This is a genomic window from Streptomyces sp. NPDC087270, from assembly GCF_044744625.1.
Lineage (GTDB): Bacteria > Actinomycetota > Actinomycetes > Streptomycetales > Streptomycetaceae > Actinacidiphila.
In genome coordinates, this window is the sequence record NZ_JBIUYR010000008.1 from 288466 (window position 1) to 300497 (window position 12032).

Below are 12032 nucleotides of genomic sequence, written 5' to 3' on the forward strand. Positions count from 1 at the left end.
GGTCCATCCGCTCACGCGTCAGCGCCGTGCCCACCCCAGGGGGTTCCCATGTCAGGCGAGTCGTTCTCGGTCGACACCGACGGTCTCCAGGCCCAGATGCCGTACATGCAGGAACTGGCCCAGCGGTTCCGGAACGTTCACGAGGCGCTGGAGGCGCGGCTGGGCGCGCTCGGCGAGTGCTGGGGCGACGACGCGTCCGGCGAGGCGTTCCTGCGGCAGTACACCAAGCCCAAGGGGCAGATCCTCGAGGCGGCCCAGGACGCCGGCGACGTGCTGCGCAGCACCGGCGACGGCCTGCGGACCATGGCCCGGGGCTACCAGAACATCGAGTCCCAGAACTCGGAGTCCGCCCGGAAGCTCGGGACGTCGCTGGAACCGGGCTCGGTCCCCGGCGGCGAGAGCGGTGGACAGGGCGGAGGAGAGGGCGGCGACGGCAGCCACAAGGGGTCCGGCCGCCCGTGAGCATCAACCTGCCCCCCGAACTCGGCTGGGTCGCCCGCCTCGCCGTCGGCCAGTCATGGCCCAAGGGCGACGAGGACAAGATGCACAGCCTCGGCCTGGCCTGGGAGGAGGCCGCGCAGGCGCTCGCGGCCATCAGCCGGGAGATCACCCCCGCCACCCGGGGCGTGCTCAACAGCGTCGGCGGCTCGGTCGCGGACGAGTTCGCCTCGTTCGTCCGCCAACTCCAGTCCAACGTGCCGGACATGGCCGAGGCGTCGGGCCAACTCGGCAAGCTCGGCCGGAACACCGGGGTGCAGCTGGAGTACGCGAAGTACATGATCCTGGCCCAACTCGTCTGGCTGGCCTTCGAGATCGCCCAGATGGCGTTCTGGGCACCGGAGGCCATCCCCGCGCTGATCACCTCCGCGCGGCTGATCGTCCGGATGCTGCTGCGCCGCCTGCTCACCTCGATCGCCACCGGCATCGGCATGATGGTGGGGATGGACGCGGTCATCCAGGGCATCCAGATGCTCAAGGGCGACCGCACGTCGTGGAGCGTGGAGAACACGATCTCCGCCATCGAGAGCGGGGCGATCGGCGGTGCCATCGGCGGCCTCACCTTCGGGCTGGGCGACGCGTTCGTCCCGAAGTTCGCCGGTTCGCTGATCGGCAAGGGGCTCCTCGGCGGGGCCTCCGGGGTGGCGAGCACCACGGCCATGAACGCGCTGTTCGGCAGCGGCGAGCCCTCGGACCTCGGATTCGGCGGCGCGGCCGGTGCGATAGGTGCGATCGCCGGGGGCGGCGGCAAGCGGCGCGGGGGCGGCGGCGACGAGACGAAGGTCGACGACTTCGACTTCCACCTGCCGGACGTCCCGGATCTTCCCGACCTGCACGGCCCCGGCAAGCTGCCGGAGGAAGGCATGGGCGGCGGTCTGGGCGACGGTCTGGGCGGCTTGGGCGGCCTTGAAGGTGACAGGGGCAGCGGTGGCGGTAGTGGTGGCAGCGGCGGATTCGGCTCCGGCGGCCACGGCAGCACGGGTACGCCCGCGGGCGGCTCGCACGGTACGCCCGTGCGCACGACGGGCGGGGACCACCAGGTATCGGGCAGTACGTCCGGCGTACGGCCGCCCGTCGAGCCGGGGACGGGCCACGCGCCCCCGGCGGAGGGCGACTCCCACGAGGCGGCGGTGTCCTCGCCGGTGAGCGTGCCCGCGCCCGAGGTCCGTACGAACGGGTCCCCGTCCGGAGTTGGCGGTCACGGGGTCGGCACCGGCGGCAGCACCAGTACGTCCGCCTCGCACAGCGCCCCGCCGATCACGACCACGAACCACCCGGCGGCCACGGGCGACGGGCACGTCAGCGAGCCGATCGTCCACGAGAACGCGCTGCGGAACGCCGAACTCCCCGGCTTCACCACGGCGTTCCCCTCCGGCAACGACCACGCGGCAGGCGGAGCGGGGGACACCGGGGCGCGTGAGTCGGCCGCGCCGCCGCCGGTCCGTGGGGCGTCGGGCAGTGCCGGAACAGGTTCCGCCCCGCCGGTCCGGTCCGGCAGCGGGCAGGGCGGATCGTCGTCCGGTGGGCCGTCCGAGGTCGCGCCTCGTGCGCCACGGCCGCCCACGTCCGTCAGTACGGAGGGCGGTGGCCTCGGGGCGGGCGCGGGCGCGGGCGCGGGCAACGGCGCTGGCGGCGGCGCGCAGCACGCGGGCGCCACCCCGCCGGCGCACCAGTCCCCGGCCGTGGTCGCGGAACCCGGCGGCAGCGGCGACTCCCACCCCGTCCTTCCGGACGCTCCCACGCAGACCCCGGGCACGTCGACCACGTCGCTCGCGTCGGGCGGGCCGGGGGAGGGCGGTGGCAGCAGCCACGCGTTCCCGGACGTGCCGACGCATGCGCCGGGCGCGCCGCCGGTCGAGCAGGTCGCGCCGGTGGACCCCGCCTCCTCGGCGGGCCGGGGCGCCGGTCAGGTGCACACGTTCCCCGATGTGCCCACGCACACCCCCGGCACCGTGACGTCCCCCGCCCCGGGCGCGGGCGCGTCCCCGGCCCACTCCGCCGGCGGCGGGCCCTCGACGGAGCCGCTGCCGGGCGGGGGCGACAGCAAGCACGGTGACAGCCTCCACGGCGGTGACTCCCACGGCGGTGACCCGGCCCTGGCGTCCCTGAACCACCTCACGGTGCCCACCCACCCGGTGGGGCACAGCGGCGGCTCCACGCACCCGATCCATGACGCGCCGGACGCGCCGGCCACCCCGCCGGCCTCGCCGACCGCGCACGTCGGTCCCCGGCTCGACGCGCTCGACCGGGCCGGCCGGGACGCGGGCATGTCGCCGTCGGACCGGCAGGCGTACCGCGAGGCCGTCGACCAGGCGGTGCGGTCGGGGAACCTGAGCGAGACGACCCGCCAACTCCAGGCGTTCCGCGCACACGTGGAGACGCGGGCGCTCGACCAGCACTACGACGCGTTCCGTCAGCACGCGGAGGGGGGATTCGCCCACACCCGGGCGCCGCAGTCCGAACGGTCCACCTGGGACCACCTGGTGGACGGGGTCGAACAGGCCCGCCGCGGGGGAGATTCGGACCTGCTGGACAGCCAACTGCGCGCGTACACCGCCTTCGTGGAGCGCCATGCCCCCTCGGAGGCGCTCACCGGCCCGGACACCCCGCAGCCGTACCACCCGGACGTCGAGAACGTACGGCGCCAACTGGCTACCGCCACCGGGCCGGAGGCGGACCGGCTGCGTACCCGACTCGCGGACCTGCGGCGGACCGCCGAGCTGCGCGACCGGTTCGACCGACTCAACAGCCGCCCGGGCGGCCCCGATCCGCAGGAGGCGGCGCTCCAGCGGGCCGTCGACCAGGCCGACGGCCCGGACACGGCGGCTCAGGCCCTCGCCCAACTCCACGACCACCGCGCCGACCAGGCCCTCCAGCAGCGCCTGGACCAGCTCGACTCCGACCACGTCCCCGGCAGCGATGCGGGCACCGGCGGGGGGCACGGCGGACACGACGGCCTCGACGACCTGCGGCAGCGCCTCGACACGCTGCGCGGCGACACCGACCCCCACGAGCAGGAACTGCTCCGGCAACTCGACCACGCGCCGGGCCCCGACGAGGCCGCCGACGCGTTGGACGCGCTGCACGACCACCGCGACCAGCAGGACCTGGCACGCCTCCAGCAGCGGTTCGACCAGCTGCACACCGAGCCGGCCCCGCCGACCGGCGCCGCCACCGAGGCACACACCGCCACCGAGGCACACACCGCGACCGACGGCCCCAGCACGGACACCCCGACCCGCAGCGGCCGCGACGACCCGCCGACCGACGACGAACTGCGGCAGCGCCTCGACGCATTGGACGACGGCGACCCCACCGCCCGGAACCTCCGGCACCAGGCGCACGACGCGAACTCCCCGGAGGAGGCGCAGCGCGCCCTGGACGAGCGCGCGGCCCGGCAGGCGCAACTGGACCAGCAGCGCCAGGACGAGGCGGACCGGCTGCGCCGGGAACTCGACCGCGCCGAGGAACAGCACACCCGGGACCTGCTGTCGGGGCGACAGGACGCCGCCGACAAGTCCGCCCGTACCGTCGCGGATCTGCGCGACCAGCTCGACCAGGCGCTCCCGCACGACCAGCGGACCTCCGACCTGCACCGGGAGATCGGCCAGGCGCTGGGCGGGCAGCAGGACCCCGGACACCTCGGCCGGATCGGGACCGACCCGCAGCCGGCCAGCGGCCACGAGTCCCCGTCGACCGACGACACCGCGCCCACGCGGCAGCCCCAGCCCGTGGTCGACCGGCCGCTCGGCACTTCCCCCAGCGTGCCGGACACGACCAGCATGTCCGGGTCCGGCGCGGACCACGACACGAGCCACGGCACGAGCGACACCGCGTACGACACGCCGCTCCGGCAGCAGCCCACGGACAACGCCGCCCCGCCCGCGACCGTGCACACCGCGCCCCACCCCGGCACGGACCAACTCCCGCTCCAGGAACGCCCCCAGCCGTCCGAGCAGCAGACCTCCCCGGCCACCAGCACCGACCAGGCCCGCGGTCCCGTACCGGACACCAACGGCCTGGACGAGTTGCTACACAGCCCGGGGACGGAGGGCGACCTCACGGCCGGCGACCACACGAACGACCACCCCGCCGGCCGCACCGGTGACCACCCGTCCTCGGACACGGCGGTGACCACGCCTGCGGACACCTCCACGTCCACCGACACATCGACGTCCACCGCCACCTACACGTCCACCGCCACCCCCGCGCCTGCCGTCCGGCCGCCGGCCCGGCTGAACCACGCGCCGCGGTTCGTCGTGCGCTCGTCCTTCGACCAGCGCCGGTTCGGCGTCGGCGGGCAGAGGTACACCGACCTGACGGTGAAGGTCGCGCTGCACCCCGGCGACACGGACCCGCGGAGCGTCGCCGACACGCGGAACCGCGTGCAGGAGGGCGTCGAGACCTACTTCAACGCCCCCGGCTACCGGCTGCCCAACGGCGACCTGCTGCACGTCACGGTCGAGCACGTGGCCCCGGGCGAACAGGCCCACCTGAACGTCGACATGACGCACGGCGACGGCAACGGGCACGCCGACCAGCGGACATGGCCGGCGGGAGCGCCCCCGATCACCTATGCCCACGAGATCGGGCACCAACTCGGCCTGCGGGACGAGTACCACGACACCGGCGACCCGGAACACGCGGGCGTCACCGGCGGGTTGATGGGGAACTACCACGTGCCGTCCGAACACGGTCTGCCGCAGGGCGGGTTGGGCGGGCGACATCTGTCACTGCTGGGCGCGCTCACCGGCGGGGACACCGCCGAGACCCCGCATCCGGGTACGGACACGGGTACGGGCGCGGGCGCGGCTGCGGACACGGGTGCCGGACCGCGCACCGACGTGAGCGACGATCCCGCCTGGCAGGCCGCCCGGTCCCAGGTCCCGCCGGTCACCCGCGACCACGTCCACGTGGACCCGGTCACCGACCCCTTCGCTCACCCCGCCACCACCCCGGTGGACCCGCCGGTCGACACCGGCGCGGGCACCGACTCCGGCACCGTTCCGGGGACGGACACCACCGGGCGGCCCGAGGGGGACCCGGCGCCGCAGCTGACGGACGGCTGGCACAGCTCCTCGCTCGCCGGCAAGCGCATCGTGGAGGCGCCGGGACCGGAGGCCGTACGGCAGCGGGTCGAGGCGCTGCTCGGGGACCACGCGAACGACCCGCTGGTGGTGCAGCGGTTGAACGGCCGGTTCGACCCCGCCCACTTCCGCAAGCAGTACCCGCGGATGATCAACGGTGGCTGGCGCTTCCCGATCCACGTCGGCGGCCACCCGTACGAGGTGCGGGTGGGGGCGGACACGACGCCCTGGCAGCTGGACCCGACGCGCGACGCGGGCAAGGACAACGACGGCGACGGGCTGGACGTGAAGTCGGAGGGCGAGTTCACGCCGCCCAAGGTGAAGACGGAGCTGTCGAGTTCGCAGTCCGGGCTCGACTACAACCCGTCGTTCGTGCAACCGGTGAACCCCAACCTGAGCGTCCTGGTGAGCGGTTCGGCCAAGGCCGGGGGCGCCGGTCACGGTACGGAGACGACCAGCACGACGTCGACGAAGACGGCCGGCGAGGTCAAGCTGACCGGAAAGACGGACAGTTACACCTCGCAGGCCACGTTCGACATCCAGGTGGTGGACCACCACGGCGAGCCGCTCACCGTGGGCGGCGAAGGCGGCGCGCCGCCGCAGCCCGCCCCGCCGATCGGCGGACAGCTCAGAGCGGACGTACCGCGATCGAGCCCTCGGTCCGACACGCAGCCGCACACCTGGCAGGGGTGGAATCCGCCACCGCGTACGACGGGCGGCGACCACACGGCACCCGCGCCGACCCCTGACATGGCGACGGCCCCCACGCCCAAGAGCGCCACCGGCCATCCGCTGACGATCACCGGTCTGGACGGCGTCCGCGACGCCGTGTTCGACGCGCTGCCGAAGGACGCGCGACCGGGCGGCACCGCCCACCAGGACATCGTGGACTTCCTCGATCCGGACCACGTCACCGAGCAGTTCGAGCAGGTGTCGGGCGGCGGCCTGATCTCCAAGCCGCTGACGCTGTCCGACGGCGGCACCGGCTTCCTGCGGCTGACCGCGGAGCCGGGGACGTCCACCGTGCTGCACACGACGGACACGACCACCAGTTCGGGGGCCACCACCAGCGGCGAGCAGGCCCGTAACCACTCGCAGAGCAGCGGATGGGCGCTGGGCGCGGGCGGCGGCGCCTCGGGCGAGGTCTGGCACAACCCGGCCACCGACGAGACGAAGTGGCTGACGGGGACGGCCGGTTACACCTACGGGCAGTCAACGGCCCACGGCTCCAAGGGCACGCATGGGGTCGAGGAGGGCATCACCCTCGAACGCAAGGGCCCCGCCGACGTGGTGAGCACCCCCACCCGGTACCGCGTGTGGCTGACCCGGCAGCACCTGTCGCCGGGCACCGACGGCCTGCACGGCACCACGACGCAGGAGATCACCGACCACACCCCGCCGCCGGCCCCCGCGCCGGGCACGCACGTCGTCCAGGTCGAGCCGCCCCTGCGGGCGCCGACCGGCGAGGTCGTACGCGTGGTACCACGGCCACCGGAGCAGACGGAGCAGACCGGCCACGAGATGGCGACGGCGCAGGCGACCGGCTCCGACAGCACCGCGACACCGCAACCCGCCGTGCGGCAGCCGCCTTCCGGGCAGCAGTTGAGCGGTCCCACGCTCGTCCAGCGCACGACCTACTCCGACTTCCCGGGCTCGGAGCAGTTGGAGCGCCACATCGTGCAGACGATGTGGGAGACGGCCCCCGGTGTGCTGCCGCCCCCGGAGGTCGTCCACCCCCCGCAGGGGGCGGTCGTGGGGGAGCACCAGCCGGTCCGCGTCTCGCCCAAGGCGTTCACCAACCTGGCCGACCTGCGCCGGCAGATCGCGCCGTCCCAACTCGGCGGCGGTGGACACCGGTTGCTGGACGGCACGTTCCGGGTCAGCCTGGACAGCTCGCACCTGCCGTTGCTGAACGCCAAGACCTACGACGTGCTGGTGAAGGCGAACCTCGGCCCCGGCACCCACGAGGGGACGCACACCGCGACGGCGAAGAACACGCTGACGCAGGCCGCCGGCACGGAACGGTCGGTCACGCAGGGCAGTTCGCACACGGTGGCGGGCAGCGGCAACCTGCGCAGCTCGCTGGACCACACGGACTACCAGCGCGGCTTCCTCAACGTGAACGCCGACGGCGGGTACGCGCCCACCCACGGCACGACGGTCGGCGACACCACCGAGGTGAAGCGGACCCTGACCGTCTCCGGCGACCGCGACCGCTTCTCGTATCCGGTCTCCTTCGACATCCTGACGACCCGTCAGGACGCGGATCATCCAGTGGTGCGGGTGCCCACGCTCCCGATCGAGCCGCACCACCAGTCGGTACGGCACGTGGAGACCGGTGGCGGGCAGGTCACCGTCGACGTGGGGCGGACCGAGACACCCACCGACGCGCCGCCGCGGCAGGTGACGGTCGACCACCTGCCGGACCACCACCTCGTGGACCACGTCGGCGACGAGGACGCCTACCGCGACCACGCCCGCCAGGCCGTCGAGAGCGCCTTCACCACCCGCCACGACAAGGGGAGTTCGCCGCTGCCGGTGCACGTCCCGGCGCTCCACGACCTGCTCGGCCCGCTCGCCACGCAGTCCCAACTGCGCGCGAGTGTCTCGGCGTCGCACGGAGGGTGGACCAACACCGCCGACCAGCATGTGGGTTCGGGCCGCAACCGCGACACCGCCGGGCTGTCCCAACGCACCCACCTGCATCATCTCACGTACCGCGAGACGCTGGCCGGCGACGGGAAGCTGGACGTCGAGACCAAGACCGAGACATCCGTGAAGGTGCAGGACAAGGCGGCCGCGACAGGCAAGGGCGGCCTCGGCGGCGACTTCGGCCGCTTCCCGGGCACGCCGGAGGACCCGCACGCCTCGACGTACCAACTGCGCGGTGGTGTAAGGGGAAAGGGGTCGTACGGCGGCAGCAGCACCGACGCCGTCAAGCACTCCTTCACGACGAACCGCAAGACCTCCCAGGGCGGCCCCTGGCACGTGTACGAGGGCGACGCGCGCATCACCTTGCAGGGCAAGGTCACCAGCTCCACGGGCGACGTCACGTACGGCGAACCCGTGACCCACGACCACCGGGTGCGCGTCCTGCTCTCGGACGCCGACGTCCGCGCGCTGGCCCAGGGCGCGCACCCCCATCAGGCCACGAGTACGGTCACCGGCACCCACTCCGGCAGCGACACCCACTCCGGCGCCGATTCGGACACCACGCAGCAACCGCCGCGCCGCTCCGTACCGTTGGAGAGCGGCGTGAGCGGCGGGAGCCGGATCGAGATCCCGTCGACCGACGAGATCCTGCGCGAGATCGACCGGCAGATCCGCAGCGGCTCGCTTCCCCCGGGCGACCTGGAGGCCGGCAACGGTCTGGGCGAAGTCCCGCTGTCGGCACTGCCGTTCGCGGATCTGGTGACGCCGGACCATCTCGGGGCGCACTACGACGACCTGGTCGGGCCGGGCCTGCTGGTCCACACGGTGGACAACCACCACGGTGTCCGCACGGTGACGCAGGTGCTGATCAAGGCGACCCCTGGCGGGTGGCAGCACGACGGACGGCAGACGGACGGCGGTTCGACCCGCAAGGTCACCGTCAGCGAGGCTGTGACGGGGGACCGCGGCCGGAGCTGGTCGGCCGGCGGCGACGGCAACGTCCGCGCGTCGTACCGCGCCCCGACCGCCGAGAACCACCTCAACAACGTGACGTACTCGGGCACGGCCGGAGCGGAGACGAAGGGCAACACGTCGCACGCGTCCAGCCAGACCACCAAGGTCGAGCACAAGACCACCGCGGCCGGCAACCTGCACAAGTTCAGCACGCAGATGCGGTTCGACGTGACGGTCACCCGGCGCAACGCCACGCAGCGGTTCGTCCACCTGCCCGCGCCCGAACCGGTGCGGCCGGACTGGCGGGCGACCGCCTGGGTGCCCGAGTCCCTGACGACCACCGATCCGGTCGCCGACACCGCGGGCGGCACGACGACCACGCATCAGCCCGGCACCGGGCAGGAGCCGGCCGACCAGCTCGCGCCGGGCGGCCAACACCCGCCCGGTGAACAGCACATGCCCGGTGATCCGCGCGTCGGCGGTATCGAGATGCGGCCGGTGAACGGCACACCCGAGCAACGCCTCCAGTGGCGTACTGACTTCGACTCCGGCCACGACCTGGTCGGCCTGGACCACCCCGAGCAGTTGATCAATGCGGCGCACACCGCGTTGAACGCGCCGCGCCCGTGGGGAAACAGCGTCCTCGGCCGCACCGGGTCGGCCGCGTCCCAGGCGTGGAGCGCGACGACCGGTGCGCTCGGCAGCGCCGCGTGGTCGATGACACCCGACGCCGCCCGTCGTGTCGTCGAGTCGTTCGTGCACGACCCGCGGGTGGGGCCGGACCATCAGCTCCACACCGAGCAGACCACGCCGCTGCCGCAGCAGATCTCCACCCGGCAGGCGCTGTCGGGCCAGGCGCTGTCCACGGTCTTCCCGCAGCTGAAGGACCCGGCCGGCGGCTACCACACGGTGCCGCTCGGCCAGGACGGCCGGACCGGCCTGAAGGTCTCCATGGAACCGACCGGCCAGGCCCAGGAGGTCGGCCGCCGCGACGACGCGAAGGACGAGGTCACCGTCTCGACCGAGGACGACCTGTCCACGTCGGCCGGGCGGGGCGTGTCCTACAGCGTCGCCCCCGCCGACGTCGTCTTCCTCACCCGCAACCCCGGGCTCTCGGTGCCGCTGCCCGGCCTCAACTCCGTACAGATCAGCCGCGACCAGTCGCTCGCCGCCGACTCCGCGGTCACCCTCCCGCCCGGCACCCCCGGCCGCCGGCCGGCCCCCGCGACGGTCCCGTACGGCCTCACCGGCGACAAGCCAGGCCAGGGCACGACCGAGGGCACCCAGCGCCTCCTGCGCCAACCCGTCCGCATCACCCTGCGGAAGTACGACGGGAACGGCGCCTACGGTGACCCCGTCACCACCACCCACCACGCCTACTACTGGTCCACGGCCGCGCCTACGTCCACGGTTGCGGTTGCGTCTACGACCACGGTTGCGTCTACGTCCGCGGCTACGACCACGGGCGCGGGAGACGACGAGGTCGAGGCGGTGCCGCCGCCGGCGGTGACGGTCCCGACGATCGAGATCACCGCACCGGACACCCCCCTCGTCACGGCCCCGGCGCACCCCGTCGCCACCGTCACGTCCCCGCTCCCGTCCCCGCACGCGTCGTCGTCGTTGCAGGTGCCGCCGCACCTCCCCGCCCCCGTCCACGCCCCCGCCCCCGTACACACCCCGGCGCCCGTCGACGAGCCCGCCCCCGTCCACGCGCCCGCGCCCACCTCGACCGGTTCGCCGTCGGCGTGGGAGGTGCCGTACGACGGGAACGAGGGCGGCGGGCAAGGGCAGTTGACCGAGGTGCAGCGGGCCTGGGTGGTTCGCAGCGCGCAGGAGGCGGCGACCCGGATCGCCGCCGCGGTGGCCGGGGGAGGGCCGGTGCCGGTGATCCGGATCGAGGGCAGCGCGGTGGTGCCGGTCGACGGCGTGCCGCACTTCGGCCGGTCCCTCCAACTCGCCGACGCCCGCGCGCGGAACGTCGCCGCCGCGTACGGGGCCGCGCTGCGAGCCGCGATGGCCGACCTGTGTGCCTCGGGTCAGGCGCTGCCCCCGGCGGAGGACGTCTCGATCACCTTCGGCCCCTCCGTCCCGTGGCCACCGGCCGTCGGCGCGGACCCGGCGACCGGCTCCGTGACCGTGGTCCTCGGCCCGCCGCGCACCGCGACCGTCTGACGCGGGCGCCCGCGGCCGGACCGGGCGGAGAGGGCAGCGGTCAGGCCATGGCGCGGCCCGCGGCGGCCACGAGGGTGTCGGTCGCGGTGATCGCGTTCTCCCGTCGCGCGGCCAGGGTGGCGCGGTCGGGGGCGTCGCGCAGGTCGAACGCGGCCTCCGCGGCCTGCCGTGCGGTCTGCGCGAGGGCGGGCTCGATGACGGAGACCGAGACCAGCGGGGCGGTGACCGCCGAGCGGGTGGCGCGCGAGGCGTTACGGGCCGCCTCGAACCCCTCGGGGTCCGTGCCGTCCAGCCGCAGCACCTCGCGGTGCCACATGGCGCGCCGGTGGTCGCCGAGCGCGGCGACCAGTTCGCCGAGAGCCGCACGGAGCGCCTGCGCCTTCTCGTCGGCGCGGGCGGCCTGCCGGGCCCGCCGGTCGCCGCGGCTTTGCAGCAGCCCGGTGAGCGCCCCGCCGAGCAGGGTGCCGGCCACGGCTATGACGCTGGACCACATCAGGACTCTCCCTCGCTACGACGCCGCATCACCCGAGGATTCTCCCGGGCGGAGCCGGCTGCGCGGCCCCGGCAACGCCCCCCGGACCGCCACCAGTTGGGCGTGGCGCCTCGCAATACCCCGTGACCTGGGGGTACCGCCCGCCACCCGAGTCCCAAGAGCAGGTAAAAACCGCA

3 protein-coding genes are annotated in these 12032 nt (G+C 74.1%); 2 read left to right on the forward strand and 1 reads right to left on the reverse strand.

Features of this window, described 5'->3' with window-relative positions; translation table 11 throughout:
• The first annotated feature begins 48 nt into the window (after positions 1-48).
• Entirely contained in the window at positions 49-462 is a 414-nt protein-coding gene (locus ACIPAE_RS18620) for a WXG100 family type VII secretion target (RefSeq protein WP_402446357.1), read from the forward strand.
• Positions 459-11363 carry a hypothetical protein gene (locus ACIPAE_RS18625; RefSeq protein WP_402446360.1) on the forward strand — a complete coding sequence of 3635 codons (10905 nt, stop codon included), beginning with the start codon at positions 459-461 and terminating at the stop codon, positions 11361-11363. The genes ACIPAE_RS18620 and ACIPAE_RS18625 overlap by 4 nt, the downstream gene beginning before the upstream one ends.
• A 40-nt stretch (positions 11364-11403) precedes the next feature.
• On the opposite strand, the gene ACIPAE_RS18630 is transcribed toward ACIPAE_RS18625, so the two are convergent.
• Complete coding sequence (locus tag ACIPAE_RS18630; RefSeq protein ID WP_366412004.1) at positions 11404-11856, reverse strand: protein kilB; 453 nt, start codon at positions 11854-11856, stop codon at positions 11404-11406.
• Positions 11857-12032: the final 176 nt, after the last annotated feature.